Source organism: Achromobacter sp. ES-001 (assembly GCF_019448355.1).
GTDB classification, from domain to species: domain Bacteria; phylum Pseudomonadota; class Gammaproteobacteria; order Burkholderiales; family Burkholderiaceae_B; genus Achromobacter; species Achromobacter spanius_B.
On sequence record NZ_CP079940.1, the window covers coordinates 4,922,677 to 4,949,595 of the forward strand.

Consider the following 26,919-nt stretch of genomic DNA (forward strand, 5'->3'; position numbering starts at 1 on the left):
TGCTTGCGGCTTATCGGCTTGCTTGCGCCTTATCTGTATGTTTGGCTCGCATTGATGGCGTTCGCGAGCGGGTTGCCTGGGGTTGCTTGGCGGCTTTGGGGCGCGGTTATTTGTTTGGGGCCAGGGGGCTTTTGGTTATTGGTGTAGGTCGATCCAGGCTTTGGCTCGGGGGAAATAGAGGGCGGCTTTGGCTTTGCGGCCGTCTAGGGACGTGACTTGCGAGCAGTAGCGCAGGAGTTGGTCGCCGTGGCGTTGGCGCATTCTGGTGGCGAAGGCGGCGGGGGGTTCTCCGGGGTGGGGGCGGCCGGTTTTGTAGTCGACGATCAGCCAGCCGTCTTCGGTGCTCAGCGCCAGGTCGATGACGGAGACCTTGCCGGCGGCGTCGATCAGGGGCCATTCGCGGCGGGCGCTGGATTGGGATAGCAGCCATAGGCCGCGTTCGTCGGACAGGGTGGCTTGCAGCGTTTCCAGTACGGCTTCGGCGGCGTCGTCGGCTTGGGAGGCGGGGATGCCGGCCCGGGTCAGCTGGCGACGCATGGCGGGCAGGCGGTCGGTCAGGGCTTCGGGCGGCCAGGCTTTTACGCCGTCTTGGCCGATGCGGGCAAGCCAGGCGTGGGCCAGCGTGCCGATGGCGGCGTCGTAGCCGGCTTCCAGTTGCCAGGCGGGGTGTTCGGTGCCGTCGCCCCAGGCGCCGCGGTCGGCGGTGCCGAAACCGGCGCTGATAAGGACGTTGGACTGTTGGGCCAATTGCGTCAGGCCGTCGCCGGCGACGCGGCGCAGGGGTTCGCCTTGCCATTCGGGAGTGTCGGCGGCGTCCGGTTCGGGCTGTTGGTCCAGCGGGGGCGGTTCGGGGGTGACCAGGCAGGGCCAGAGGCGGCCCAGCAGGCTGGCGGATGGCGGGGCTTTCACCTGGCCGCTGGCTTCGTCGATGGACACGTGGCCCACCAGGTGCAGGCGTTTGCGCGCGCGGGTGGCGGCCACGTACAGCAGGCGGTCGATTTCATAGGATGCGCGGCGGGCCTCGCGGGCGCCCAGGTAGCGCGATATCGGGTCGGCCTCGACCTCGGCGCGCGGCTTGACAGGGCCGAACAGCACGCGGCCACTGCTTTGTTCGAAACGCACCAGCGGCGCCTGGTCGCCGCGCGGGGCGCGATGCAGGCCGTACAGGATCACGGTTTCAAATTGCAGGCCCTTGGATTTGTGCATGGTCATGATCTCGACGGCGCCGTCGTCCTCGTCCGCCGCGTCGGGCGCGGCGAACAAGCGCGAGATCCCGGCGTCCAGCGCTGCCGGGTCGATGGCCCCGTGCGGGGCCAGGCGTTCGACCAGCTGGAACAGGCTTTCGGCGTCGTTCGACACCGACAGGCCGGCGTACAGCGCGGGGCCGCCCAGGCGGCGCCACAGGGATTCCACCCAGGCGGCGAACGGCATCGCGCCCGAGGCATTGCGCTTGTCCAGCAGCACGGCCGCCACTTGCCGCAGCCGTTCGAATTCGTCGGGGCTCAGCAGGGCTTGCGCCAATGGCGGCTCGGACGCGGGCGATTCGGCTTCAGGCCATGCGCCTTGTGCAACACGGCCGACGCCGGACGATGCGCTGTCCAACGGTGCGGATTGCGAAGCACCGTTTGCGGCGTCTGGACTGGCGTCAAACAACGAGCCTTGCGCGCCGCTGGCGGAGATGCCGCGCGCCGGCGCGACGACTCGCGAGGCGCCAGCAGCCGCCGTCGGAGCGGTAGCCGGAGTCATGCGCAGCGCGCGTTCCAGCAGTACCGGGACCGGCGTGACGTGGTCGTCGCCGAACAGGCGTTGCAGGGACGTCAGCGTCAGCCCGCAGTACGGGGCGCGCAGTACCGACAGCCAGGCCATGCGGTCGGCCGGGTGCGACAGCGCGCGCACCAGTTGCACCAGGTCGGCCACCACCGGCCGCAGCGCCAGGGGCACCAGGTCCACGGCGCGGCAGCGGATGCCTTCCTGCGCCAGCCGGCGCGTCAGATTGCCCAGATGGCTGCGCGCGCGCACCAACACCGCCACGGGGTGCTTGGCGCCTTTGTGATCGATCAGCGCCTGGCGCACCAGGCCGACGGCGATATCTTCTGCCTGCTCCTCGGCGGGCGTGCCGCCCGCGCGCGACCAAGCGGGGTGGAATCGCACCGCGGGGTCGGGCAGCGCCTCGTGGAACGCGGTGGACGGGCTGTACGCGATGGCGCCCGCCGCGGCGTCGCTACGCCGGGGCAGCAGACCCGCAAACGAACGGTTCACCCATTCCACAATGCCCGCCTGCGAGCGGAAGTTGTCGGTCAGGTTCAGGAAATCAGGCGTCAATTCGCCCACGCCGATATCGGCCACCTCCAGGAACAGGCCCACTTCCGCCTTGCGAAACCGGTAGATCGATTGCATCGGGTCGCCCACCAGGAACAGGCTGCGCCCGTCGCCCGCCTGCCAGCCCGACGTCAACGTGCGCAGCAAGTCCAGCTGTGTCTGGCTGGTGTCCTGGAATTCGTCGATCAGCAGATGGCGAATGGACGCGTCCAGTTTCAGCAACAGTTCGCCGGGATCATCGGCGCTGCCCAGCGCAGCGGCCGCGCGTTGCGCGATTTCGATGAAATCGACCTCGCCTTTGTCCGCGAAGCGCAGGCGCAGTTGCGCCACCGCCAGCGCCAGCGTCATCAACTGCGCGCCCAGCACTTCCCATTGCGCGTCCGTGAAATGCGGCGCCGGAATGTCGCGCACGGCGTGCAGGCGGCGCACCCAGGCGGCCTGCCCGTCGGCCGATTCCAGCCATGCCACAAAGGGTTCCTTGTGCGCGCACTTGGCCGGAAAGCCCAGGTTTTTGTTGACGGTCTTGCGCAGGCTGCCCGTGCCGGTCAACAGCAGATGCGCCACGGCGCGCCACTGGTCCAGCATTTCGGCGTCCGGCGGCAGTTCTTCCGTCCAGTCCAATAGCGCCAGCAGCTTGTTGTCGTCGTCGCCATCCTGCAAATGGGACGCGGCCAGGCGGGCCGGGCCGCACAGCGCATCGGCCCAGCCCAGCGGCATGGCGTCGCACAGCGCGTCCAGGTCTTCGCCGATGGCCTCGGCCAGCATCGCTTCCATGCCAGCGCGATCGGAGCCGTGGCGCAGCAGCGGCAGCCACTGGTCGCGCTGCCCCAGCATGTCGGCCAGGGCATCCTTGGCCGCCTGCACGTCCACATCCAGATGCTTGAGCAACACGCGCACCGCGTCGTAGTCATCGGCAAGATCCAGCGTGGCGCGCGCCGCCGCTTCGTAGTGCGCGCGTGCATCGTCGGTAATGTCGGGCATGCCGCCCAGCTCGGACAGCCACGGCATGCTGCGCACCAGGCCCGCGCAAAACGAGTCGATGGTGCGTATGGCCAGGCGCGCCGGATGGTCCAGTAGATGCCAGCCCTGCTCGGCATTGCGCGCCAAGGCGGCGCGCGCCAGTTCCCAGCTGCGGCGCTCGTGCATGGCCTCGGGCGGGGCGTCCAGCCCACGGCGCAGCTTGCTCAACACGCGCGCGTGCATTTCGGATGCCGCCTTGCGCGTGAACGTGATGGCGACAATTTCCTCGGGCCGGTTCACCGTGGCCAGCAGCGCCAGGATGCGGTCGGTCAGCAGTTCGGTCTTGCCCGAGCCGGCCGGCGCCTGCACGAGAAAAGAGCGGGTGGGATCCAGCGCGTCGGTACGCGCGGCGTGGTCCTGTGGCAGGCGTTCAGTGTCGGCCATGGCTTAGGCGTCCTCGTCGTCAAGATGCAAACGCAAGAACGGCAATGCATCGCAGTATTTCAAATCGTCCCGGCGGTAGGCCATGTTGGTGGCCACGCCCGCCACATACTCATCAGCCAGCGCTTCGATGGCAACGCGCCAACGCTGCCGGATCTCGGGCCAGGTCAGACCATCGAAGAACTTGCTGTCGCTGGCCAGCGTCACCCCGGGCACGCCAAGGTCTTCATCGGCCAGCCCTTGCGCCGCGACCTGCCGCGCATGGATCTGCGCCAGCACCAGCCCGGCGACCTCGCCGCCCGCGGCATCGGCAAGCACCGACGCGTAGAACGGCAACTGCACATTCACGGGCCGACTGCGCGACCAATCGGGTTCCGGCTTGGCGGCGGCCACGCCTGTCTTGTAATCGACGATGACGTTGCGCCCATCGGCCAGGGTGTCGATACGGTCCAGACGCAATTTCAGGTTCAACGCGCCGCGTTGCCACTGGTGGTTTTTTTCGACCTGGGCAACCGCGAACGGCAAGCGCTGCGCTTCCATGTCCAGCCACGCGGCCAGCACGGCGCGCGCGCGCTGGCATTCCAGCGCCTTCAACGCGGGCGCGTAGTCTTTGAGTTCTTCGTCGGCAGCCTGCGCCACGGCCTGCTCCAGCAAGGCAGCCAGCCGGCTCGTGGCCATGATTTCATGCAGCGTGTCCTGGTCGGGCATCATGCCCCATACCAATTCCAGCGCCTTATGCAGGAACTGCCCGCGCACGTTGACCGTGGCGCTGTCCGCATAAGGCGCCAGCTCGCGCCCGCCCAGGCGGTGGCGCACGAACGCCCAAAGCGGGTTGCGCGCCTGCGTGTCCAGCACGTCCAGCCCGCCGCCGCCCCGGTTGCCCGGCGCCAGTGGCGGCCCCAGATTGTCGTCCAGCGACTCTTGCGGCAAGGGCGCAGTGGGAGCCGCCGCCGGCGGCATCCAGTCGCTTAGCAAGGCGCCCGCGATCAGCGGCGATGGCCGTAGCTCGCGTTCCCCGTCCATGTGCGCGTGGCTGACGATGATGTCGGGCGCGCAGCGGCACAGCGCGGCGTACATGCCTTCGGCCCATTCGCGTTCACGTTCCGGCGTGGCGCGTGGCGCCTTGGCCTGGCGTAGCACTGCCAGCGGCAACAGCGGGTTGGGCTTGGGCGAGGCCGGCAGCACGTCGTCCGTCAAACCCAGCATCCAGACGCCGTCCCAATAGCCGCCTTCGGCTTCCAGCAGGCCCAGCACGTCAAGGCGCGCCGTGGGATCGCGCTGCGGTTGAAACGATGCCGACCGCGCCACGCTTTGCAGCAGGTTGACCGCCGCCACCCCGCCCAGCCGGCCGGCTGCCGGCGCCAAGGCCGAAAAGCTGCCCAGCGCGTCGCCCAATGCGCCCATGACCTGGTAGGCCACGCTGTCCAACACGCCTTCGCCCGGGAAACCCAGCGCCGTCAGCGCCGCTTTCATGCGCAGCATCCAGACGTCGCACGTCGCCTGGCGGCCGCCTTGCGTCCAGATTTCCAGCGCCTGATGCCAGGCCGGCGCCAGCGCGGGAAGATCGGCCAGCAGTTTTTTCCAATCATGCGGGCTGACATGTTGTACGGCTTGACGGCGCCAGCGCGCGTCGATGGCGGCCAGGCGCGCGCGGTCGCGGACATCGCCGGCACAATGCCCGGCCAGCAAGGCCGCGCCCAGAACGTCTACGCCGCAGCCCTTGCCGCTTGCACATTCCGCCAACGCGCGCAGCCACGCCAGTGCGGCACGCGCCATCGGCCATTCATTCAGTGGCCGGCCCACGGCCACGTTGAAGGCATGCGCGGGCGCCCCGTCGCGACCGGCCAGCGCCTGGCTCAAGATGCGGCGCGCGAATGGCGATTCGGCTTCCAGCTGCGGCGAGACGATCGCAAAGCGCCCTTGCGGATGCGCCTTCAATTGGCCGGCAGCCCAAGCGGCCGCCGCGCGCCATTCGGCGCCTTGGTCGGCCGCTTCGAAACGGCGCGCCACCGTTTCAACACGCTGCTCGTCACGCCATTGCGACACCCGCGAACCCTGCATTTCAAAGGCGCTGAGCAGGCGGCGAAATCGCGGCGACATATCGGTAAAGCCGGCCAGGACCAACTGCGCGGGCGTGCGCAGACGGCCCTCTTCCAACGCGCGCAGCACACGTGCGTAGCCTTGGTTGGCGTCTTCGGCGTCGATGCCGGCCAGCGTTTGCCGGTAGCGCACGCGCCAGCGCGCAAAGCCGCGATATTCATCCGTGTCGGCGCCCGAAGGCACGTGCAGGTCCCATTCGTCCATCAGCAGGTCGGCGTCCATCGCCAGCCTAGCCGCCTGGCTGGCGTCCAGCAGCACGCGTTCGGCTTCTTCGGCGCGGATGGCTTCGGTCCAGACCAGTTGCGTGGCGAAGCTGTCCAGCCGATAGGCGGGCACGTCGTCGTCCGCTTCGAAGGCCAGCTCGTTGGCGGATTCGGCCAGCCAGGCGGACAGCGGCAGGATGCGCGGCAACTCGCTGACCTGGCGTTCCTGGCGCAGCAGCCCGGCCAGTTCCAGCGTAAGGCGGCGCGACAGCCGGTTGTTCACCGTCAACACCAGCGTGTCGGCGGCGGCCAGGGCGCCGATATCCGGCAGCGATAGAAAGGGATGGGAAAGCGACGCGTCCTGCATGGGCATCCGTAAATCGCGCGCCCGAAGGCCGCGCGGGAAGACGAAAAAAACGACGGGAAAATTACCGTCGTAGGATACCGCGAGCCGCCGGGGCAAAGGCGGCTAAAAGCCGCAAAGCGATGCCAGGTTTTCCCAATGCACCTGCATGTCGGGCGTGGTGTAGCCCCAGAAAGCCAAGCCCAGCACCGCCGCCAGCGCCAGCATGCCCACAGCGCGCCAGGCGCGATGGCGGCGGGCGGCGGGCGGTTGGGCAGGCGGCAGGGAAGGATCGTGGGAGGGCATCACAGGCGCGTCGATTTCGGTGAAATTGCGGGACAGTTTTATCTCAGTTTCAAACAAACACGAAGGGGGCAGACAAGCGTAACGGCGATTTTGGGCCGGTTTCGAAGCGGTTTGGAAGCGGGTTGGAAGCCGTTTCGAAGCGGCTCCGAAGCGGTTCCGAACCGGCGCCAGCCACCACGCCATCTCAGGCCGACACCGGGCGCGTCTCCACAGGCGTGACCGGCTGTTCGCGCACCGGCAGGCACAACAGCGCGGCAATCACGGCAAGCGCCACGCCCAGCCACCAGACCATGTCGTAATTACCGGTCTTGGCGTACGCGTACCCGCCCAACCACACTCCGATAAAGCTGCCCAGCTGGTGGCCCAGGAACACGATGCCCGATAGCGTGGCGGCATAGCGCAGCCCGTAGATCTGCCCGATCAGCCCCTGGGTAAGCGGCACGGTGCCCAGCCAGAACAGCCCCATCCACGCGGCGAACACGTACAGCACCCACGCCGACAGCGGCACCGCCAGCAACAGCAGGATGCCGAACGCGCGCATGAAATACACCACGGCCAGCAGCCGCTTCTTGCTGTATTTGCCGCCCAGCTTGCCCGCATAGAACGAGCCCAGCACATTGAACAGGCCGATCAACGCCACCGCCGTCGCGCCCTGCCCCGCCGTCAAGCCGCCATCCGTCACGTAGGCCGGCAAGTGCAGCGTGATGAACGCGGTGTGAAAGCCGCAGACAAAGTAGCTCCAGAACAGGAAGTGAAACGACGGATGGCGCACGGCCTGCCGCACCGCGGACGCCAGCGACTGCTGCGGCCCGGACTGCGCTTGCGGGCGCCCGCGCAGGTAATAGGCCAGCGGCGCGGCACAGGCCACGAACAGGGACAAGACCCACAACGCGCCGGGCCAGTCCATGCCGGTGATCAGCGCCTGCCCGGTCGGCACCACGGCAAACTGGCCCAACGAGCCGCCCGCGCTGGCAATGCCCATGGCCGTGCTGCGGTAGGCCGCCGGCACCGCGCGCGCCACGACCGGCAGGATCACCGGAAACGTCGTGCCCGCCTGCCCCAGCCCGACCAGCACGCCGGCCGACAGGTACAAGGTGGTTTCATCGGTGGCGAAGCGGGTGCCGATCATGCCCAACATGTACAGCACGGCGCCCAGCGCGATGGTGCGGCCCGAGCCGTAGCGGTCGGCCAGGATGCCCATGAAGATGCAGGCCACGCCCCAGACCAGGTTCTGTAGCGCGAAGGCCATGGAAAAGACATCGCGGCCCCAGCCGTGGGCCAGGCCCATCGGCTGCATGAACAGGCCGAAGGTGGCGCGCACGCCCATGGCAAGCAGCACCACCAGGGTGCCCAGGATCAGGGTGCGCGTGGAAATCGTATCGGTTTGCGTAGACATGAAACCCGTGTCTGGTTGTTGTGTGGGTTTGCGTCCCCTCCTCGGGACTCGGCAAACATCATAAACAAGTCGCCGCGCTCCAAACCGTAATAGCCCTTCTGGCGAATCACGCTTTATGCCGCGCTGTCACTAGGGCCTACCCCGTACGACCAAGGTCGAGTGTCCGAGCCGGTGATGCGTCTCTATATTGGGCAGAGGCCCGCAAGGCATCGCTGCGCGGGCCGACCCGGATGCCTACACGCCGTCCGGCAATAACAACAAGGAGCCCGACCGTGCCCACCCCCGACCCCACCCCCGACCCCACCCCCGGCGCCACCCCCGCCACCTCCGCCACCCCCGCCACCATCACCGACGCCGTCATGCGCCATCCCAAATACCAGGAATTGTTGCGACGCCGCAGTCGCACCAGCCTGCTCTTCTTCGCCATCACCGCCGTCATCTACGCCGGCTTCATCCTGACGCTGGCATTCGACCCCGTCTTCTTCGGCAGCCCCGTGCCGGACATGACGATGAGCATTGGCGTGCTGACCGGCACGTTGGTCGTGTGCAGCGCCGTGGTGTTGATTTCCGCTTACGTGCATATCTCCAATTCCGTGTTCGACCCGCTGTTGGCCGCCATCATCAAGGACGTGTCATGAAAAACAAGAAACTGGGCGCCGCATTGATTTTCATATCGGGTTGCGCGCTGGCCGGATCGGCACGCGCCGCCACCACCGGCCAGGCCAGCATGTCCGCCATCGTCATGTTCCTGACGTTCATCGCGGGCACCATGGGCATCACCTATTGGGCCGCCAAGCGCACCCGCACCACGTCTGATTTCTACACCGCCGGCGGCGGCTTGTCGGGGTTTCAGAACGGCCTGGCCATCGCGGGCGACTACCTGTCCGCCGCCTCGTTCCTGGGCATCGCGGGCATGGTGTACGTCAGCGGCTTCGACGGCATGATCTACGCCATCGGCTTCTTGTTCGGCTGGCCCGTGGTCATGTTCCTGATCGCGGAACGGCTGCGCAACCTGGGCCGCTACAACTTCGCCGACGTGACCTCGTTCCGGCTGGCGCAAACGCCGATGCGAGTGCTGGCCGCCAGCGCATCGCTGCTGATCATCGCGCTGTACCTGATCGCGCAGATGGTGGGTGCGGGCAAGCTGATCGTGCTGCTGTTCGGGCTGGACTACAACGTGGCCGTGGTCATCGTCGGATCCCTGATGATGATCTACGTGGCCTTCGGCGGCATGACGGCCACCACGTGGGTGCAGATCATCAAGGCCGTGCTGATGCTGCTGGGCGCCACATTGATGACGGTGCTGGTCATGGCCGCGTTCAGCTACAGCCCCGACGCCTTGCTGGCCGAAGCCACGCGGGTGCACCCGTCCGGCCGCGAACTGCTGGCGCCGGGCGCGCAGGTCAGCAGCAACCCGCTTAACGCCTTGTCGCTGGGTATTGCGCTGGCGTTCGGCACGGCTGGCCTGCCGCATATCCTGATGCGATTCTTCACCGTGTCCAACGCGAAAGAAGCGCGCAAATCGGTCATCTACGCCAGCTCGTTCATCGGCTACTTCTACCTGCTGACGTTCATCATCGGCTTTGGCGCGGTGGCGTTGCTGGTGCGTCATCCCGAGTATTTCGTCACGGGAGTCGACGGGAAGTTCGACATGCTGAAAAGCCTGATCGGCGGCACCAACATGGTGGCGGTGCACCTGGCCAACGCCGTCGGCGGCAACCTGTTGCTGGGCTTTTTGGCGGCGGTAACCTTCGCCACCATCGTGGCGGTGGTGGCCGGGCTGGCGCTGGCCGGCGCGGCGGCCATTTCGCATGACCTGTACGCCAACGTCATTGCACGCGGCCGCGCCACTGAACGCCAGCAGATGCGCATTTCACGCTTGTCCACCATCGCGCTGGGCATCATGGCGATCTTGCTGGGCATCGTGTTTGAAAACCAGAACGTGGCCTTCATGGTGGGCCTGGCGTTCGCCATCGCGGCCAGCGCCAACTTCCCGGTGCTGGTGCTGTCCATTTCCTGGCGCGGCTGCACCACGCGCGGGGCCACCATCGGCGGCTTCCTGGGGCTGGCCAGCGCCACGCTGTGGGTCGTGCTAAGCGACACCGTCTGGGTGGATGTGTTCGGTTTTGCCACCCCCATCACGCCCTTTCCGAACCCCGGCATCCTGTCCATCCCGCTTGCGTTCTTCTCGATCTGGCTGTTTTCAAAGTTGGACAACAGCCCGCGCGCACAACAAGAAGCCGCGGCCTTCGACGCGCTGACCGTGCGCAGCCAGACGGGCATCGGCGCCACCACGGCGGTTGCGCATTGAACGCCGCGCATGAATACGGACATGAACATGAACATGGACATGAGCATGAACATGCACCGTGCCCGATAACGATCTCCCATCAACCGCCCCAGGAGCCCTAATGGAACCCATCCCCGATCGCTACCCCGTCCCGCAAGGGTTTGCCGGGCCGCAGACGGTGACGCAGGAGCAATACGCGCAGCAGTACGCGGCGTCCTTGCAAGACCCCGACGCGTTCTGGGCAAACGCCGCCAAGCGCTTGCAGTGGTATCAGGAACCCACTCAGATCCGCGACGTGGACTTGTCGGCCGATAACTTTCACATCCGCTGGTATGCCGATGGCGAGCTCAACGTCAGCGTCAACTGTCTGGACCGGCACCTGGAAGCGCGCGGCGACAAGGTCGCGCTGATCTGGGAATCCGATGACCCCGACCTGCCCTCGCAACGCATCACGTATCGCGAGCTTCACGCCAAGGTCTGCCAGATGGGCAACGCGCTTCGCCGCCAAGGCATCGGGCGGGGCGACCGCGTCACGATCTACCTGCCCATGATCGTCGAGACCGTCGTGGCGTTGCTGGCCTGCGCGCGCATCGGGGCCGTGCACAACGTGGTGTTCGGCGGTTTCGCGCCCGCTTCCATCGCGGACCGCGTGCGCAACTGCGGCGCTAAAGCCATCATCACCGCCGATAGCGGCCGTCGCGCGGGCCGCGGCATCCCCCTGAAAGACAACGTGGACGCCGCGCTGAACATGCCGGGCATGGAAGGCGTGCGCACCGTGCTGGTGGTGCCCCACGCCGGCACGCCGGTCACCATGACCGCCAACCGCGACCACTGGCTGGATCAGCTGATGCAAGCCGAGTCCACCGACTGCCCGCCCGAGCGCATGAACGCCGAGGACCCGCTGTTCATTCTGTACACGTCGGGCAGCACCGGCAAACCCAAGGGCATGCTGCACACCACGGGCGGTTATCTGGTCTACGCCGCCTACACGCACGCCGCCATCTTCGACATCCGCGACAGCGATGTCTTCTGGTGCACGGCCGACGTTGGCTGGATCACCGGCCATAGCTATCTGGTGTACGGCCCGCTGGCCAACGGCGCCACCACCGTCGTGTTCGAAGGCGTGCCCAGCTACCCGGACGCCTCGCGCTTCTGGCAGGTTATCGACAAGCATGCCGTGACCATCTTCTACACCGCTCCCACCGCCATCCGCGCCCTGATGCGCGAAGGCCCGGGCCCGGTGCTGCGCACGTCACGCCAGTCGTTGCGCTTGCTGGGCACGGTGGGCGAACCCATCAACCCCGAAGCCTGGCGCTGGTATCACGGCGTGGTGGGCGCGGGCCGTTGCCCCATCGTGGACACGTGGTGGCAGACCGAAACCGGCGGCATCCTGATTTCGCCGTTGCCCGGCGCCAAGGCCGCCAAACCCGGCGCGGCCGGCACGCCGTTCTTCGGCGTCCGGCCCGAGCTTGTTGACGTCAAGACCGGCGCCATCATCGAGGGCGCCGGCGAGGGCAACCTGTTCATCCGCGACTCGTGGCCGGGGCAGGCGCGCACCGTGTACGGCGACGAACCGCGCTATATCCAGAGCTGCTTCAAGGATTACCCCGGCATGTACTTCACGGGCGACAGTTGCCGTCGCGACGAAGACGGCGACTACTGGATTACCGGGCGCGTGGACGATGTGCTTAACGTCAGCGGGCACCGCATCGGTACCGCCGAACTGGAAAGCGCGCTGGTGCTGCATCCCAAGGTGGCGGAGGCCGCGGCCGTGGGCTTCGCGCATGACATCAAGGGCCAGGGTATCTACGTGTATGTCACGCTGAAGGCGGGCGCGGAACCGTCCGATGCGCTGCGTCACGAACTGGTGGCGCACGTGCGCCGCGAGATCGGCCCCATCGCCACGCCCGACCATCTGCAATGGGCGCCCAGCCTGCCCAAGACGCGCTCGGGCAAGATCATGCGGCGCATCTTGCGCAAGATTGCCGAGAACTCCGTGGACGATCTGGGCGACATCACCACACTGGCCGATCCGTCGGTGGTGCAGGCGCTGGTCCGCGAACGGCGTGTGGCATGATCGGCCGATGCCTGTCCTGCTTATCGCCGATGACCACCCGCTGTTTCGAGAAGCCCTGCGTGGCGTGATCGGCCGGGTCTTTCCCGGCGCGGTCATCCACGAGGCCGACCAGGTCAGCGTGCTTTACGACCTGGTCGATTCCTGCCCCGACGCCGACCTGCTCTTGCTGGACCTGGACATGCCCGGCTCGTCGGGCCTGGGGCCGCTGAAGCAGTTGCGCGGCCAACATCCGCAACTGCCGATCGTCATTGTGTCGGCGCATGAAGATCCGCTGCTGATACGGCGGGCGCTGGATCACGGCGCGATGGGCTTCATCCCGAAATCGTCCGATGCGCAAACGCTGCGCACGGCCCTGATCCACGTGATGGACGGTGGCGCCTGGGTGCCAGGCGCCACCCCTGCCGCCAAGGCGTCTGCGGCGCGCGAACCCATGATGGCGGCTAGCGTACGCGAACTGACGCCACAGCAGTTTCGCGTGTTGCAGATGGTGGGCGCCGGGCTGCTGAACAAACAGATCGCGCATGAATTGCAGGTGTCCGAAGCCACCATCAAGGCGCACATGACGGCCATCATGCGCAAGCTGCGCGTGTCCAACCGGACGCAGGCGGTATTGATCGCCGAACGCCTGGGGCTGGGCACCTGGCGTTGCGGCATCAAGGTTTGAGCGTGGCCTGAGCGCGCAGTTTTGCGGCCAGGAAGGCGCGCAGCGACGCGGGCTTGACGGGCTTGGCCAGCACCCGATAGCCGCGTAACCGCGCAGCCTGCTTCAAGGCGCTATCGCCATCCACCGACAGCAACGCGCCTCGTACGGACGGCGCGGCCGCGCGCAGCGCATCCAGGCTGTCCAGGCCGTCAAGGCGGTCGCGCAAGTGATAGTCCACCAGCAGCACGTGCGGTTGATGCCGCATCATCGACAGCGCCTCGTCCAGCGTGGCGGCGCACAGCACGCTGGCCTGCCAGCGGCCCAGCAGCGCCTGCATGCCGCCCAGCACGTCGGGGTCGCTATCCAGGCACAACACACGCAGGCCTTGTAGCGAGCCATGCGACAGCGGGCGTTCCAGGCGCGGCGGCGGCCCTTGCAGGCACGTGTTTGATCGCGGCACGCTGATCGAAAACACACTGCCGCGCCCAACGGCCGATCGCGCGTCCAGCGGATGCCCCAGCAGCGAGGCAAACCGCCGGCAGATGGACAGGCCCAGACCATACCCGCGAAGGAGCTCGTCCTGCCCCGGGGCGTGGCGCTGAAACTCGTCGTAGACGGTGCGTAGCTGATGGGGCGCAATCCCCGGCCCGGTGTCCCAGACCTGCAAGCGCACGTGCCCGCCGCAAGGCCGCGCGCTTAACAGGATGCGGCCGCTGCGTGTGTAGCGCAGCGCATTGGCCAGGAAGTTCTGCAAGATGCGGCGCAACAGGCGCGGGTCGCTGCGCACCGGCAGCGGGCGCCTGGCATGCAGGCGCAATTGCAAGCCCGCCCGCAGCGCGACCAGGCCGTACTGGTCCGCCAGTTGGCGCAGCAGCGGTTCGACGTCGAAGTCGCAAGGCTCTGCCTGCAACATGCCGGCGTTCAAGCGCGACACATCGAGCAAGCCGTCAAGCAGCTCTTCGGCCGCGCGCAGTGACGTGTTGATCCGCCCGGCCAGGTAGCGCTGCGCCTCGGGCTCATGTTCCTCGTTCAGCGCCGACGCAAACAAGCGCGCCGCGTTGATCGGTTGCAGCACATCGTGACTTACCGCCGTCAGAAACTGCGTGCGTGACTGCTGCGCCGCCTCGATCTGGCGGGTGCGCGCGCTGACACGCCGCTCAAAGGTGTCATGGATGTCGCGCAGTTGAAGCTGCACGCGCTTGAAGTCGGTGATGTCGCGGTAGCTGGTGACGTAGCCGCCTCGCGGCAACGGCCGGCCCCGAAGCTCCACCACACGCCCACACCGCAACGTGCGCTGGCCGCGATAGACGGTGCCCGCCCGCATGAAGCCGACCCGCTTGCGCACGACCGCTTCGATATCCAGCCCAGGTCCCGAGCCAAATTTGCCACGCCGCGCGTTGAAGCGGATCACGTCCGCGACGGGTCGGCCGACTTTGAGCAGGCCGTCCGGATAGTCAAAAAAATGTTGATATTGCCGATTCCACGCCACCAGCCGCATACGGGCATCCACCACGCTGACGCCCTGATCGATGCTGTCCAACGTGGCCAGCAGGTCGGGCACGCGGGGCAGCGCCCCCGCGCCGGGCCGAAAGCGTCCCGCCCACCGAAGCGCGGCAACCGCGGGCGGGGCAAGGGCGAACAAGGCAAGCGCAAGCCAGCCCAGCGTCATGGCGCAAGTCTCCTGCATAGGGGGCGGGCCGAGGGCGCAAGTTGTAATTGTGATGATGCCCGGCGGCGTTGCGCATTATGACGCGGGCGCGGCGGCGAACGCGCTCCGGGCTGACGTCCGGCCTGCAATATCAGACAAGTACGAAGCCGCCGGGCGGGCAAGCCCGCCATACCCTTTGCACCGGCCGCCGCCGGTGGCTGTACGCCGCTGAAGGCCCAAGGCAGTGATAAACTCTGGCCCGGTCGCCACCCCATGCGCGACCCCAGCCTGACCGTCTCGCCGTAGTTAAATGGATATAACCGGCCCCTCCTAAGGGTCAATTGGTGGTTCGATTCCACCCGGCGAGGCCACCCTCCGGCCTCGATTCCCACGCCGATTTGCTCCCCGCCATGCCACGCGTTCAGCCAGATGAGGGTTAATCCGGGCTACGCTCACGCGCCTTGCGCCGGTAGCTTCTCATGTCGCTCCTTGTGACGAATTGAATCTTCGTCAATACGTCACCGATATTTTTTTCGGGCAAGATGGCGAATCGCCTTGCGTGCAACTTGATGTGCTGTTTAAATTCGACGCGTAAGCCCCTAATTCATCTGGACTTTTCCTGAACCGACGTCACGCCGGCTTAAGAAATACTTTTTCACAGACTGACAAGCCTGCTCAACCATGGCATTTTCCTGGAAACGTGCAATTGCGAACGCGGTAGCGCCGGCGGCGCTGGCGCTGTGCGCGCTCCTGCCCCCCGCCGCGCAAGCCGCGAAAAATTCTGACCCTTGCAAGACCAACGCCAAATCGGCGGCTTGCAAGGCGCAACAAGCCAAGAAAGCGCCTGCTCCCAAGGCCAGCGCCGGCAAGACGTCGGCGGGCAAGCAAGCCGCGCCGAAGTCTTCGGCCTCTGCCAAGCAAGCCGCGCCCAAATCTTCGTCCACCGCCAAGAAAGCCCCGCCCAAGTCTTCGTCCACCGCCAAGAACGCCGCGCCCAAGGGCGGCAAGCAGGTGGCCGCCAAGGCCACGCCGCCTAAGAAAGGCGCCGCCGCCACGGGCAAGAACGGCAAGCCGAACAAGCCCGGCCGCGCCCAGCGCCTGGCTGCGGCCGGGGCTGCGTCGGCAGCCATGCCGCCGCCCGCCTCGTCGGTACGCGCGGAAGCGGCGGCGTTGCGATCCAGCACCGCCTATGTGCAAGACCTGGAAACCTCGACCGTCCTTTTTGCAAAGAACGAAAACGTGGTGCGCCCCATCGCTTCCATTTCGAAGCTGATGACCGCCGTGGTCGTGGTGGACGCCAACCTGCCGATGGATGAAATGCTTGAGATCACCGACGACGACGTCGATGGCCTGAAGCACACAACGTCGCGTCTGCGCGTGGGCACCAAGCTGTCGCGCGGCGACATGCTGCACCTGGCACTGATGTCTTCCGAGAACCGCGCCGCCAACGCGCTGGGCCGCCATTACCCGGGCGGCCTGCCGGCGTTCGTGGCCGCCATGAACGCCAAGGCGCAATCGTTGGGCATGACCAGCACGCGCTTTATCGAGCCCACCGGCCTGTCCAGCAACAACGTGTCGTCGCCGCACGATCTGGCCCGCCTGCTGCGCGCGGCCTCGCAGCGGCCGTTGATTCACCGCTACTCGACCGATACCGAGTACGAAGTTGAAATCAACAACCGCACGCAGACCTTCCGCAACACGAACCTGCTGGTGCGCAAGCCCGACTGGGACATCAAGGTGTCCAAGACCGGCTACATCAACGAAGCCGGCGAATGCCTGGTGATGCTGGCTCGCATCAATGGCCGCGACCTGGCCATCGTGCTGCTGGATTCGCAGGGCAAGCTGTCACGGATTGGCGATGCGGTGCGCATCCGCCGTATCGTGCAGAACGAAGTGGCGCTGGCGTCGATTCAACCGGGTGGCTGAACGCCTGACCCGCTAAGCGCTGCGCAATGAAAAGGCCCGATCTGATCGGGCCTTTTCTTTTGGATGCGCGGCGCTTGAATGCGCTACGTTCGCCGGCGCAATTCGGTCTTGCTACGCGGCGGCGCGGCGTTTGGCGCGCAGCGGCTCAGCGTCGTACATGGAAGCGGGCAGGCCTTGCAGCACGGCTTGCGGGTTCAGCGATTGGATCGGCACGGCCGCGTCGCGCGGAATCCGGCCATCGGCTTGCAGCAGTTGATAACGCAGGCAGCACACGCGCAGGAACGACGTGAAGTTGGCGGCTTCGCCCCGATATTCGACCAGTTCGTCGTACAGGCGCTCGATCAGTTGCGTAACGCGCATGCCGTCGCGCCCCGCGATTTCTTCCAGGGTTTGCCAGAACAGCCGTTCCAGCCGCAAGCTGGTTGCCACGCCGTGCAGGCGCAAAGACCGGGTTTCGGGCGCGTACGACTGCTCGCTTGCGCGGATGAAGATTTCACACATGGGGGGCTCCTGCAAGGTCGGCGCGCCATGCCAGACGGCGCGCCTGCGGTGGACCACTGTACGACGTTTGGCGCGGCGGCTGCAAGATGCCACGCCGCCGCCATGCGCCGCGCCCTGCCCCGTCCCGTTGACCCTTGAATACGCGGCCCGCGACCCCGGCATTTTGGGGGCCAGAGCCTAACGATTCTGCAACGACACGTTTCCTATCGCCTTCCATCAACTACGGGTTGATATAAATCATGGATTAAAAGCTGTCCGCGTTCGAGCATGGTGAAACAGACCTGACTTCGGAGGTAGAGATGGATAAAACCATGAAGGCCGCAGTAGCGCGCGCATTTGGTGAACCCCTGGTGATCGAGGAAGTCGCGGTGCCGCGACCCGGGCCGGGCGAATTGCTGGTCAAGATCGAGGCCTGCGGGGTCTGTCATACCGACCTGCATGCCGTGCAGGGCGACTGGCCCGTCAAACCCAACCCGCCCTTCATTCCCGGCCACGAAGGCGTCGGCCACGTGGTGGCGGTGGGCGCGGGCGTGACCCATGTGAAAGAAGGCGATCGCGTCGGCATTCCGTGGCTGTATTCCGCTTGCGGCCATTGCGAACATTGCCTGGGCGGCTGGGAAACCCTGTGCGAACAGCAACAGAACGCCGGCTACTCGGTCAACGGCGGCTTCGCGGAATACGCGCTGGCCGCCGCCGACTACGTGGGGCTGCTGCCCAAGAACGTTGGCTTCATCGACATTGCTCCCGTGCTGTGCGCGGGGGTGACCGTCTACAAAGGCTTGAAGATGACGGACACGCGGCCCGGCAACTGGGTCGTGATTTCGGGCGTGGGCGGGCTGGGCCACATGGCCGTGCAATACGCCCGCGCAATGGGCCTGAACGTGGCCGCCGTGGACATCGACGACGCCAAGCTGGATCTGGCTCGCCGCCTGGGCGCCGAAGTCACCGTCAATGCCCGGACGACCGACCCGGCGGCTTACCTGAAGCGTGAAATTGGCGGCGCCCATGGCGCGCTGATCACCGCCGTGTCGCCCAAGGCTTTCGAACAGGCGCTGGGCATGGTGCGGCGCGGCGGCACCGTGGCGCTGAACGGCTTGCCACCGGGCGACTTCCCGCTGTCCATCTTCGACATGGTGCTCAACGGCGTGACCGTGCGCGGTTCCATCGTGGGTTCGCGCTTGGACTTGCAGGAATCGCTGCAATTCGCCGAAGAGGGCAAGGTCCGCGCGACCGTCTCCACGGACCGGCTGGAGAACATCAACAGCGTGTTCGACCGCATGAAGCAAGGGCAGATCGAAGGCCGCGTCGTGCTGGACTTTGCCTGACCCGACCTGACGGGATCGGTTGAACACAAAGGGCTTTGGGGCGTGATCCCGTGATCCAGTGATGGCTTGATGGCTTGAACGCAACGGCTCCCCGGGGCAATCCCATGCCCCGGGGAGCCTTTGTGCGCTCGTCCCGTCAGTGCGTGATCTTCGTGCCCAGCACCGCCAGGAACTGCGACAGCCATGCCGGATGCGCGGGCCACGCGGGCGCGGTCACCAGGTTGCCGTCGGTATAGGCCTGGTCGATGCCGATCTCGGCATAGGTGCCGCCCGCCAGACGCACTTCCGGTGCGCACGCCGGGTACGCCGAGCAGGTGCGGCCTTTCAGGATGCCGGCAGCGGCCAGCAACTGCGCGCCATGGCACACGGCCGCGATCGGCTTTCCGGCTTGATCGAAATAACGCACGATCTCCAATACCTTTTCGTTCAAGCGCAGGTATTCCGGTGCGCGGCCGCCCGGAATGACCAGGCCGTCATACGACGCCGGTTCGACGCGGGCAAAATCAAAATTCAGCGCAAAGTTGTGGCCGCGCTTTTCGCTGTAGGTTTGGGCGCCTTCGAAGTCGTGGATGGCGGTGGCAATGGTGTCGCCCGCTTTCTTGTCCGGGCAGACCGCGTGCACGGTGTGCCCCACGGCCAGCAGCGTCTGGAACGGCACCATGGTTTCGTAGTCTTCGGCGTAATCGCCGACCAGCATCAACAGTCTTTTGCTCATGGAAGTCTCCTTGGGATGAGGGCAGCCGGTTGCGCGCCCAGCGTGGTGGGGCCCGGTTCTTGATGTTGTAGCGGCCATTGTGCCCCCGCCGCGAAGACGGATGGTGGTAATGGGATACCACGCGCGGCAGGCAAGCGTGGCCTCCCGCGCAGTGCCGCAAAGGCGTTCAGCGCGGCAGCGATGCGCCGCCGCAGATCGCGATGTCCTGGCCGGTGATCGCCGCCGCCTCGCGCGACATCAGAAAGTGCACCAGTGCCGCGATTTCGTCGGGCTGAATCAGCCGGTCGATCGGCGGCATGCGCGGCGCGCTGGCCGCGCGCGCCGGATCATCCAGCATGGCCGTCTGCGTGGCGGCCGGCGACACCACGTTCACCGTCACGCCCTGCGGCGCCAGCTCGGCGGCCCAGCTGCGCGCCAATGCCACCAGCGCGGCCTTGGACGCGGCGTACTGGCTGCGACCCGCCATGCCCTGCGCCACGCGGCTGCCGATCAGCACCACACGGCCATCACCGCGCGCGGCCATCTCGGGCGTCAGGATCTGCGCCATGCGAACGGCGACATCCACGTGCAGCTTCCACATGCGCTCGCCGTCGGCCGGGTCCATCAGCGCCAGGGGCCCGACCCGCAATATGCCCGCGGCATGAACCAGCGCGCGCGCATCCTTGAGCGTATCCAGCACGCGCCGCGTTGCCGCCTCGTCGCACAGGTCGACCGTAATGTGGCGATAGGCATCGTGCCGCGCCACGGCCGGCCCGATGTCCAGGCCCGCCACCTGCCACCCCGCCGTCAGCAGATGCTGCACGATGGCAAGCCCGATGCCGCCCGTGGCGCCTGTCACCACGGCCAGGCCGGCGCTGCGTTCATTCGACATGAATGCGCCCCTCTTGCACGATCTTGAGCGAGCGCGCCATGTCGTCTTTCTGGAATTGCGCGAACGCACCGGCGGACCCCGGCGTCAAGGTCACCCCCAGCTGTTCGTACTTGGCCGTCATGCTCGAGGACAGGGCCTTGTTGACCTCGGCGTTCAACTTCTCGACAACGGGGGCAGGCGTGCCGGCCGGTGCCCACAGCCCGTACCAGCTATAGAACTGATAACCCGGCAAGATTTCGCTGACGGTGGGCACGTCGGGCAGGTTGGGCAAGCGCGCCTCGGACGTCACGGCCAGTATCTTCAGCATGCCGCTTTTGTAGTACGACACCGCGCCCAGCACCGGGTCGATGAAGCCGTCAATACGCCCGCCTACCAGGTCTTGCAGCGCGGGCGACGTGCCGCGATACGGGATCACCGTGTAGTCCAGGCCGCCTTGGCGCTTGAGCAGTTCCGTAGCCAGATGGCCGGCCGACCCGATCGAGCCCACGGCAAAAGTCAGGCGGCCTGGGTTCTGCTTGGCATACGTCAGCAGGCCGGCCAGGTCCGTTACCGGCAGATCTTTTTTCACGGACAGGGACAACGGCGCCTTGCCCGCCAGGGCCACGGGCACAAAATTCTTGTCGACGTCGTAAGGCACCGACTTCATCGTCATCGGCGCCGTCGTGAAGGTCGACGCGTTGAACAGCAGGGTGTAGCCATCGGCCGGCGACTTGGCCACCACGTCGGCGCCGATGATGCCGTTGCCGCCCGAGCGGTTTTCCACGATGAAGGTTTGCCCCGTCTGCTCACTGAGCTTCTGGGCCAGATCGCGGCCCAGCATGTCCAGCGTGCCGCCAGGCGGAAAGGGAATCACAAACCGGACCTGATGCGACGGATAGCTGTTCTGGGCCTGGGCCAGACTCTGCACCCCGCCGCCGGCAAGACCGACGCACAGCGCAACCAGGCCGCGCAACACGATTCTTTTTTGCATGATTTGTCTCCTCTTATTGATGATCCGTTGCGGCATCGTGCGGCGGTATGGCCCCAAGGCCATCCGCCTGCTTGCGTGCCGCCACGCGCGCAATCGGTGCTAGCGCGCCAGCAACTTCGCGTTCGACAGCGCCGCGCGCAGTGCGTCCATGTCGGCGTCGCCGGGCGCCTCGGTGGGCGGGCGCACGGTGGCGTTGTCCAGCACTCCGGCCAGGTACATGCCGGCCTTCATGCGGGCATGCGCCTCGCCAGTGGGCTCGCCGCCGCCGTAGACCGCATCTTTCAGCGGCGTGATCAGCGCCTGCACCTGCTGGGCGCGCTTCAGGTCGCCCGCCTTGACGGCTTCCCACAGGTCGATGATGAGTTGCGGGATGAAGGTGGCGAAGCCGACCAGCGCGCCGTCCACGCCCTGCACCATCGAGGCCAGCAGGTATTCGTCGTGGCAGGTCAGGATGGCCTTGGACGCATCCGCGTCGCGCAGCGCCTGGATGTCGCGGGCATATTTGTTCATGTCGCGCTGGCCCACCTTGAACGCCTGCACGTAAGGCAGGCGGGCCAGGTCCGCCAGCAGCTTCGACGAATACGAGGCGCGCGTCCACGCGGGATATACGTGGCACACCAGGTCCAGGTCGGGCGCGGCGCGGTGTATGGCGTCGAAATAATCCAGCGCGTGCCCGGGCGTGAAGCCAAAGCGCAGCCAGTGATGAGGCGGCATGACGTCCAATGCGGCGGCGCCCGCTTCCCGCGCGGCGCGGGCATGTTCCGTGGCCTCGGCAATGCCTTCGCACACAATCGACGAAATCACCGGCAGCTTGCCGCGCAGCTCGTCGGCCACGATACGGGTGACCTGCGTGCGTTCGGACGGGGTCAGGGAAAACACCTCGCCGGTGTGGCCGTTGGTCATGACGGCAACCACGCCATCATGGCCGGCCAGCCACGACGCCAGGCGGCGAAGCGCCGGCTCGTCGATGCGGTGATCGGCGGTAAAGGGGCAGGAAATTGCCGGGATGATGCCGCGGTAATTCGAGATGGAAGCCATGCTGCGTCTCCGTATCTTGTACGTGTTGGAATGGCTTTATGATCGCGGTAGCCCCTTGCGGCCGTCCAATACTCGAATTGCATAGAATTATTTTTGCTGCGGCGCACACACCTCATGGGACCCGGAAATCGACCTTTGGACATGAATTGGCTGGAGGACTTTTGCGCCCTGGCCGAGACAGGCAGTTTTTCGCGCGCGGCGGAAGCTCGCGCCATCGCACAACCGGCATTCAGCCGGCACATCCGCGCGCTGGAAGAATGGGTGGGCGCCGACCTGTTCGACCGCAGCAGCCACCCCACCGAGCTGACCGCGGCGGGCCAGAAATTCCTGCCGCTGCTCAAGCAGGTGATGGCCGACCTGGAGGCCGCGCGCATCAAGGCCATGGCCGCCCACGCGCAGCACGGCGCCAGCCTGCGCTTTGCCGCGACCCATCTGCTGGCGTTGTCGTTCTTCCCCAAATGGCTGACGCGGCTGGAAACCAGGATGGAAGTCGGCGCCATCCAGATGATGTCCGACAGTTTCCAGGCCTGCGAAGACCTGATGGCGCAGCGTCGCGTGCAGTTTCTGCTGTGCCACCGTCATCCTCAGGTAGCCAGCCGGCTGGATGAATTCGCCTATCCCAAGGTGTGCCTGGGTACCGACGTGCTGGTGCCGGTCGGTGCGCCGGCCTCGGACGCCAAGGGCGAACCGACACACCGCCTGGATGGCGACGACGCGGTGCCGTTCCTGGCCTATGGGTCCACATCAGGACTGGGCCGCATCGTGGCCAGCCAATTGCGATATAAGCCAATGCACGCTGACCGCATTCAGACCAGCTTTGTCGGACCGCACGCCACGCTGCTGCGATCCATGGCGATCCAGGGCCGCGGCATCGCGTGGCTGCCGGACATGCTGGTGCATGAAGACTTGCAAGACGGCAAGCTGGTCCGCGCCGGGGGACCGGAATGGGACATCCCGCTTGAGATCTGCCTCTTCAGGCAACCGAGCGACATGGCGCCGGTTGCCGAAAACTTGTGGGCGCTGGTCAGCGCGTAAGTCGCGCGAACGCCCGATTCGCGTTATCCATCGCCAGCGTAGATTGCCCTGCGCTGATCGGCGCTCGTACGTGCAGGCGCGGCGCATTGCGGCCCCAGCCTATTTAGATTACGATCGACATCTTAAAATTTACGCGTCTTGCCAAGCCGCGAATCGATCTTGCAAAAGGCGACGCCACCATGAAGGCATTCTTTATCAAGCGCTACAAGGACGTTGGCCGCCTGGGCCAATTGCCTGAGCCCACCGTGGGCGAGAACGACGTGTTGGTAGAGGTGCATGCGGCCAGCGTCAACGTGCTGGATTCCAAGATCCGCAAAGGCGAGTTCAAGCTGATCCTGCCCTATCGATTGCCGCTGATATTGGGCAACGACATAGCGGGCGTGGTAACAGCCGTGGGGCGCAAGGTCCGCCAGTTCAAGATCGGCGACGAAGTCTATGGCCGCCTTCCAGACGACCGCATCGGCGGCTTCGCCGAACTGATCGCGGTGGACGAGAACGCGCTGGCGCCCAAGCCGCGCAACCTGGACATGGAACAGGCGGCCTGCGTGCCGCTGGTGGCGCTGACCGCTTGGCAGGTACTGGTCGAGACTGCCCGGTTGAAGGCGGGACAAAAGGTGCTGATCCACGCCGGCTCCGGTGGCGTGGGAACCATCGCCATCCAGCTGGCAAAGGCGTTGGGGGCGCACGTGTCCGCCACAACCGGTAGCGGCAATGTGGAATGGGTCAAGGCGCTGGGCGCCGACATAGTCATCGACTACCGCACGCAGGAATTTCAGGCCGAGCTACACGATCTCGACGTCGTGCTGAATTCGCTTGGGCCGGACGTGCTGAAAAAATCGATAGCGGTGCTCAAACCCGGCGGCAAGCTGATTTCGATTTCCGGCCCGCCCACGCCCTCCTTTGCCAAGCAACGCGGGCTGTCTTGGGGCCTTGTGCAGGCCATGCGTTTCCTTAGCCTGGGCATCCGCAGAAAGGCCGCCAACGCCGGTGTCAGTTATGACTTCGTATTCATGCGTGCGCATGGACGGCAGTTACGGCAAATCACCGCCCTGATCGAAGCCGGATCCATCACGCCGGTGGTGGATCGGGTGTTTCCCTTGGAAGCCACGCAAGAGGCGCTGACCTATGTGGAAAGCGGCCGGGCCAAGGGTAAAGTGGCGATCCGGGTGCAGGCCTCGCCCTCTTCCCTTATTCCAACGCCACCGACACCGGCTTTGCGCCCAGCACCGTGACCAGCACGTTGGGGTCGATGCCGATCAGGTAGCCGCGCCTGCCGCCGTTGATATAGACGACCGGGTACGTCAGCACATCGGCTTCGACCCACACCGGCATTTTCTTGCGCGTGCCGAAGGGCGACGTGCCGCCCACCTGGTAACCGGAATGCCGCTGCGCCACCTCGGGCTTGCAGGGCTCGACCTTTTTCAGGCCGGCCTGACGCGCCAGGTTCTTCGTGGAGACCTCGCGGTCGCCGTGCATCACCACGATCAAGGGCTTGGCCGATTCGTCTTCCATCACCAAGGTCTTGACGACGGCATGCGGGTCCAGGCCCAGCTGGCGCGCGGCCTCACCGGCACCGCCATGGTCGACGTAGTCGTAGGTGTGCTCGGTGTAAGGCACCTTGTGCTGCTTGAGGAGCTGGGTGGCGGGGGTTTCCGAAACGTGGCGGGCTTTGCTCATGGATAGACCGGGTTGAGATGGGGAAGAAGAGGAACAAGAACAGGGCAAAGAACGGCCGGTCCGCCAGTGGCTATCCGCGCGGGTGGTGGGCGGCGTGCAGCGCCTTGAGGCGCTCGCGTGCCACGTGCGTGTAGATCTGCGTGGTGGAAATATCGGCGTGGCCCAGCAGCATCTGCACCACGCGCAGGTCCGCGCCATGGTTCAGCAGATGCGTGGCGAAAGCGTGGCGCAGCACGTGCGGGGATAGCGGTGCGTGGATGTCGGCCAGCAACGCGTATTTTTTCACCAGCTGCCAGAACGCTTGCCGCGACATGGCTTCAGCGCGGCCGGTAATGAACAACGCGTCGCTCTGCCGCCCCGCCCCCAGTTCGGGGCGCGCCGTCTTCATGTACTGGTCGATCCAGTGGGCGGCCTCGGCGCCCAGCGGCACCAGGCGGTCCTTGCCGCCCTTGCCCAGCACCACGCGCACCACGCCTTCGTTCAGGCTGACATCCAAGGCGCGCACGCCAACCAGTTCGGACACGCGCAGGCCGGTGGCGTACAGCGTTTCCAGCATGGCGCGGTCGCGCAGGCCGCGCGGTTGCGTAGCATCCGGTGCGCGCAGCAACGCATCCACCTGTTGTTCAGACAGCGTCTTGGGCAGGCGCGGCGGCTGCTTGGCGGCAATCAGGGTCAGGCAGGGATCGCGTTCGGCGCGATGCTCCCGCAGCGCCCAGGCGAAAAAGCGCCGCAGCGCGGCCAGCCGGCGGTTGGCGGTGGTGGCGCGGGTTTCTTCGTGGCGGAAGGCGAACCAGGCTTCGATGTCGGCCTTGTCGGCCTTGGACAGCGGCTTGGCTTGCCCGACGGGCAACGCGTGCGCGCCGGCCGCATCGCCATAGCGGTCGGCCATTTCTCGGGCGTACGCTTCGGGGTCTTCCAGCCAGCGGGCGAAACCCGTCAGGTCGCGGCGATAGGCGGCCAGCGTGTTGGCGGACAAGCCGTCTTCAAGCCACACGGCGTCGATGAAGGCGTCGATATCGGCTTGGGAAGCTAAGGGCGGGCGGGAAGTCGACATAAGGATGCGGCATTCTAGAACGTTCGGAAGACGGCGGCAGGCTTGAAAGCCGAGGGCGCGTCGGGCAGCCGGCGGTTATCGTTCCCCGACGCCCGCCGCCGCGGACTTCAGCCAGGCTTCAAACAGCTTCAGTGCGTCAGAGCGCTCGCTGCGCTGTGGATAGCCAAAGTAATACCCCTGGCTGACGGTCAGCGACTGCGGCACCGGCATGGCCAGCGTGCCCTGGTCCAGCGCGGGCTGCGCCAGAAAGCGCGGCATCAGCCCCACCCCCAGGCCGGCCTGCACCGCCGCCATCACCATGGTGAACAGCTCATAGCGCGGGCCGCCCGCCGCCTGCGGGCCATAAAGATGGTTATTGGCGCCGTACCACTGGCGCCAGGCGTCCGGCCGCGAGGCCAGGTGCAGATGCGTCATGCCCGTCAGCACGCTGACCCCGGCTTGCGCCGTCTTGGCGGCCCGGGCGGCCAGCGCCGGCGCGCACACCGGCACCAGTTCGCGCTCGGGAAACAGCAACACGCCCTGGGTGCCGGGCCACAGGCCGTCGCCGTGATACAGCGCGCCGTCAAACGGCTGGTCCTTGAATTGAAACGGCAAGGTGCGCACCGAGAGGCTGACGGTGATGTCCGCGTGCGCGTCCTGGAAATCGGCCAGTCGCGGGATCAGCCACGTGGTGGCCAGCGTGGGCACCACCGCGATATGGATGCTGCGCCCCATGCCGGTGCGGCTGACCAGCCCGAAGGTGTCTTTTTCGATCTGGTCCAGATGGTGACGGATGCGTCCCGCGTATTCGGCGCCGTGATCGGTCAGCACGATGCGCCGGCGCACGCGGGTGAACAGTTGCACGCCCAGGCGTGCTTCCAGGCTGGCCACCTGGCGGTAGACCGCGCTGTGAGTCAGGGACAGTTCTTCGGCCGCCCGGGAAAAGCTGCCCAGCCGGGCCGATGCCTCGAACGCCTGCAAGGCGGTCAAATTGGGGATGCCGTTTCTCATGGACCAAACTGCCTGAAAGCCAACAGGGCACTACGTGCCGGGGAATCAATAGATTGTGCAATTTTATCAATTGCGTTGTGCGGCCAGGGCA

21 protein-coding genes and 1 tRNA gene are annotated in these 26,919 nt (G+C 66.2%); 9 read left to right on the top strand and 13 right to left on the bottom strand.

Translation table 11 applies throughout. From position 1 onward, the window contains the following. Positions 1–135: 135 nt before the first annotated feature. The 4 genes from KYT87_RS22375 to KYT87_RS22390 form a co-directional block, all read right to left on the bottom strand. Positions 136–3,723 (bottom strand): exodeoxyribonuclease V subunit beta, encoded by a 3,588-nt coding sequence (locus KYT87_RS22375; RefSeq protein WP_219990867.1) that lies wholly within the window; start codon positions 3,721–3,723, stop codon positions 136–138. A 3-nt stretch (positions 3,724–3,726) separates the two neighbouring features. Then, positions 3,727–6,390, bottom strand: a complete 2,664-nt coding sequence (locus tag KYT87_RS22380; protein WP_219990868.1) for a PD-(D/E)XK nuclease family protein — start codon at positions 6,388–6,390, stop codon at positions 3,727–3,729. A gap of 102 nt (positions 6,391–6,492) precedes the next feature. Continuing rightward, on the bottom strand, positions 6,493–6,672 hold the full coding sequence (locus KYT87_RS22385) for a hypothetical protein (protein ID WP_219990869.1): 180 nt from the start codon (positions 6,670–6,672) through the stop codon (positions 6,493–6,495). 184 nt (positions 6,673–6,856) lie between these two features. Next, positions 6,857–8,068, bottom strand: coding sequence for an MFS transporter (locus KYT87_RS22390; protein ID WP_046807928.1), 1,212 nt, complete (start codon positions 8,066–8,068; stop codon positions 6,857–6,859). Between the two features lie 359 nt (positions 8,069–8,427). On the opposite strand from KYT87_RS22390, the gene KYT87_RS22395 reads away from it, so the two are divergent. The 4 genes from KYT87_RS22395 to KYT87_RS22410 all read left to right on the top strand — a co-directional run bounded on the left by KYT87_RS22395 (position 8,428) and on the right by KYT87_RS22410 (position 13,099). Then, on the top strand, positions 8,428–8,706 hold the full coding sequence (locus KYT87_RS22395) for a DUF485 domain-containing protein (RefSeq protein WP_046804506.1): 279 nt from the start codon (positions 8,428–8,430) through the stop codon (positions 8,704–8,706). Continuing rightward, positions 8,703–10,379: a cation/acetate symporter ActP gene (gene actP / locus KYT87_RS22400; protein ID WP_219990870.1), complete on the top strand. Its 1,677-nt coding sequence runs from the start codon at positions 8,703–8,705 to the stop codon at positions 10,377–10,379. Before KYT87_RS22395 ends, actP begins: the two co-directional genes overlap by 4 nt. Before the next feature lie 100 nt (positions 10,380–10,479). Further along, a complete protein-coding gene (acs, locus tag KYT87_RS22405) occupies positions 10,480–12,435 on the top strand; it encodes an acetate--CoA ligase (RefSeq protein WP_219990871.1) in 1,956 nt (651 codons plus the stop codon). A 7-nt stretch (positions 12,436–12,442) separates the two neighbouring features. Beyond that, on the top strand, positions 12,443–13,099 hold the full coding sequence (locus tag KYT87_RS22410; protein WP_046804483.1) for a response regulator transcription factor: 657 nt from the start codon (positions 12,443–12,445) through the stop codon (positions 13,097–13,099). Here the strand turns inward: KYT87_RS22410 and KYT87_RS22415 are convergent. After that, positions 13,089–14,747 (bottom strand): hybrid sensor histidine kinase/response regulator, encoded by a 1,659-nt coding sequence (locus tag KYT87_RS22415; protein ID WP_219990872.1) that lies wholly within the window; start codon positions 14,745–14,747, stop codon positions 13,089–13,091. The two genes, KYT87_RS22410 and KYT87_RS22415, sit on opposite strands and share 11 nt — an antisense overlap. Before the next feature lie 275 nt (positions 14,748–15,022). Here KYT87_RS22415 and KYT87_RS22420 point away from each other — a divergent pair. Then, positions 15,023–15,097, top strand: a tRNA-Arg gene (locus KYT87_RS22420). A gap of 310 nt (positions 15,098–15,407) precedes the next feature. After that, positions 15,408–16,652, top strand: coding sequence for a D-alanyl-D-alanine endopeptidase (gene pbpG, locus KYT87_RS29910; RefSeq protein ID WP_046804451.1), 1,245 nt, complete (start codon positions 15,408–15,410; stop codon positions 16,650–16,652). Positions 16,653–16,763: 111 nt separating this feature from the next. Here the strand turns inward: pbpG and KYT87_RS22430 are convergent, their stop codons facing one another. After that, a complete protein-coding gene (locus KYT87_RS22430) occupies positions 16,764–17,153 on the bottom strand; it encodes a ribbon-helix-helix domain-containing protein (RefSeq protein WP_046804450.1) in 390 nt (129 codons plus the stop codon). Between the two features lie 299 nt (positions 17,154–17,452). Here KYT87_RS22430 and adhP point away from each other — a divergent pair, with 299 nt between their 5' ends. Continuing rightward, entirely contained in the window at positions 17,453–18,478 is a 1,026-nt protein-coding gene (adhP, locus tag KYT87_RS22435; RefSeq protein ID WP_046804449.1) for an alcohol dehydrogenase AdhP, read from the top strand. A gap of 136 nt (positions 18,479–18,614) precedes the next feature. On the opposite strand, the gene KYT87_RS22440 is transcribed toward adhP, so the two are convergent. The 4 genes from KYT87_RS22440 to KYT87_RS22455 form a co-directional block, all read right to left on the bottom strand. Then, a complete protein-coding gene (locus KYT87_RS22440) occupies positions 18,615–19,193 on the bottom strand; it encodes a DJ-1/PfpI family protein (RefSeq protein WP_046804448.1) in 579 nt (192 codons plus the stop codon). A 166-nt stretch (positions 19,194–19,359) separates the two neighbouring features. Continuing rightward, positions 19,360–20,064 (bottom strand): SDR family NAD(P)-dependent oxidoreductase, encoded by a 705-nt coding sequence (locus KYT87_RS22445; RefSeq protein WP_219990873.1) that lies wholly within the window; start codon positions 20,062–20,064, stop codon positions 19,360–19,362. Further along, positions 20,054–21,034 carry a tripartite tricarboxylate transporter substrate binding protein gene (locus KYT87_RS22450; RefSeq protein WP_219990874.1) on the bottom strand — a complete coding sequence of 327 codons (981 nt, stop codon included), beginning with the start codon at positions 21,032–21,034 and terminating at the stop codon, positions 20,054–20,056. Before KYT87_RS22450 ends, KYT87_RS22445 begins: the two co-directional genes overlap by 11 nt. A gap of 99 nt (positions 21,035–21,133) precedes the next feature. Beyond that, a complete protein-coding gene (locus tag KYT87_RS22455; RefSeq protein ID WP_219990875.1) occupies positions 21,134–22,072 on the bottom strand; it encodes a dihydrodipicolinate synthase family protein in 939 nt (312 codons plus the stop codon). Positions 22,073–22,213: 141 nt separating this feature from the next. Between KYT87_RS22455 and KYT87_RS22460 the strand changes: the two genes are divergently transcribed. Continuing rightward, positions 22,214–23,107: a LysR family transcriptional regulator gene (locus KYT87_RS22460; RefSeq protein WP_255593437.1), complete on the top strand. Its 894-nt coding sequence runs from the start codon at positions 22,214–22,216 to the stop codon at positions 23,105–23,107. A 179-nt stretch (positions 23,108–23,286) separates the two neighbouring features. Continuing rightward, complete coding sequence (locus tag KYT87_RS22465; RefSeq protein ID WP_219990877.1) at positions 23,287–24,339, top strand: NADP-dependent oxidoreductase; 1,053 nt, start codon at positions 23,287–23,289, stop codon at positions 24,337–24,339. On the opposite strand, the gene ybaK is transcribed toward KYT87_RS22465, so the two are convergent. The 3 genes from ybaK to KYT87_RS22480 all read right to left on the bottom strand — a co-directional run bounded on the left by ybaK (position 24,296) and on the right by KYT87_RS22480 (position 26,828). Further along, on the bottom strand, positions 24,296–24,784 hold the full coding sequence (ybaK, locus tag KYT87_RS22470) for a Cys-tRNA(Pro) deacylase (RefSeq protein WP_104144562.1): 489 nt from the start codon (positions 24,782–24,784) through the stop codon (positions 24,296–24,298). The genes KYT87_RS22465 and ybaK overlap by 44 nt on opposite strands. A 70-nt stretch (positions 24,785–24,854) precedes the next feature. Beyond that, positions 24,855–25,838, bottom strand: coding sequence for a site-specific tyrosine recombinase XerD (xerD, locus tag KYT87_RS22475; protein ID WP_219990878.1), 984 nt, complete (start codon positions 25,836–25,838; stop codon positions 24,855–24,857). Between the two features lie 75 nt (positions 25,839–25,913). Continuing rightward, positions 25,914–26,828: a LysR substrate-binding domain-containing protein gene (locus KYT87_RS22480; RefSeq protein ID WP_219990879.1), complete on the bottom strand. Its 915-nt coding sequence runs from the start codon at positions 26,826–26,828 to the stop codon at positions 25,914–25,916. Between the last annotated feature and the right edge of the window lie 91 nt (positions 26,829–26,919).

Bases quoted from the DNA above. Each gene is read 5' to 3' on its own strand.
- KYT87_RS22375 (WP_219990867.1), bottom strand. From the start codon at position 3,723: ATGGCCGACACTGAACGCCTGCCACAGGACCACGCCGCGCGTACCGAC.
- KYT87_RS22380 (WP_219990868.1), bottom strand. From the start codon at position 6,390: ATGCAGGACGCGTCGCTTTCCCATCCCTTTCTATCGCTGCCGGATATC.
- KYT87_RS22385 (WP_219990869.1), bottom strand. From the start codon at position 6,672: ATGCCCTCCCACGATCCTTCCCTGCCGCCTGCCCAACCGCCCGCCGCC.
- KYT87_RS22390 (WP_046807928.1), bottom strand. From the start codon at position 8,068: ATGTCTACGCAAACCGATACGATTTCCACGCGCACCCTGATCCTGGGC.
- KYT87_RS22395 (WP_046804506.1), top strand. From the start codon at position 8,428: ATGCGCCATCCCAAATACCAGGAATTGTTGCGACGCCGCAGTCGCACC.
- actP (WP_219990870.1), top strand. From the start codon at position 8,703: ATGAAAAACAAGAAACTGGGCGCCGCATTGATTTTCATATCGGGTTGC.
- acs (WP_219990871.1), top strand. From the start codon at position 10,480: ATGGAACCCATCCCCGATCGCTACCCCGTCCCGCAAGGGTTTGCCGGG.
- KYT87_RS22410 (WP_046804483.1), top strand. From the start codon at position 12,443: ATGCCTGTCCTGCTTATCGCCGATGACCACCCGCTGTTTCGAGAAGCC.
- KYT87_RS22415 (WP_219990872.1), bottom strand. From the start codon at position 14,747: ATGACGCTGGGCTGGCTTGCGCTTGCCTTGTTCGCCCTTGCCCCGCCC.
- pbpG (WP_046804451.1), top strand. From the start codon at position 15,408: ATGGCATTTTCCTGGAAACGTGCAATTGCGAACGCGGTAGCGCCGGCG.
- KYT87_RS22430 (WP_046804450.1), bottom strand. From the start codon at position 17,153: ATGTGTGAAATCTTCATCCGCGCAAGCGAGCAGTCGTACGCGCCCGAA.
- adhP (WP_046804449.1), top strand. From the start codon at position 17,453: ATGGATAAAACCATGAAGGCCGCAGTAGCGCGCGCATTTGGTGAACCC.
- KYT87_RS22440 (WP_046804448.1), bottom strand. From the start codon at position 19,193: ATGAGCAAAAGACTGTTGATGCTGGTCGGCGATTACGCCGAAGACTAC.
- KYT87_RS22445 (WP_219990873.1), bottom strand. From the start codon at position 20,064: ATGTCGAATGAACGCAGCGCCGGCCTGGCCGTGGTGACAGGCGCCACG.
- KYT87_RS22450 (WP_219990874.1), bottom strand. From the start codon at position 21,034: ATGCAAAAAAGAATCGTGTTGCGCGGCCTGGTTGCGCTGTGCGTCGGT.
- KYT87_RS22455 (WP_219990875.1), bottom strand. From the start codon at position 22,072: ATGGCTTCCATCTCGAATTACCGCGGCATCATCCCGGCAATTTCCTGC.
- KYT87_RS22460 (WP_255593437.1), top strand. From the start codon at position 22,214: ATGAATTGGCTGGAGGACTTTTGCGCCCTGGCCGAGACAGGCAGTTTT.
- KYT87_RS22465 (WP_219990877.1), top strand. From the start codon at position 23,287: ATGAAGGCATTCTTTATCAAGCGCTACAAGGACGTTGGCCGCCTGGGC.
- ybaK (WP_104144562.1), bottom strand. From the start codon at position 24,784: ATGAGCAAAGCCCGCCACGTTTCGGAAACCCCCGCCACCCAGCTCCTC.
- xerD (WP_219990878.1), bottom strand. From the start codon at position 25,838: ATGTCGACTTCCCGCCCGCCCTTAGCTTCCCAAGCCGATATCGACGCC.
- KYT87_RS22480 (WP_219990879.1), bottom strand. From the start codon at position 26,828: ATGAGAAACGGCATCCCCAATTTGACCGCCTTGCAGGCGTTCGAGGCA.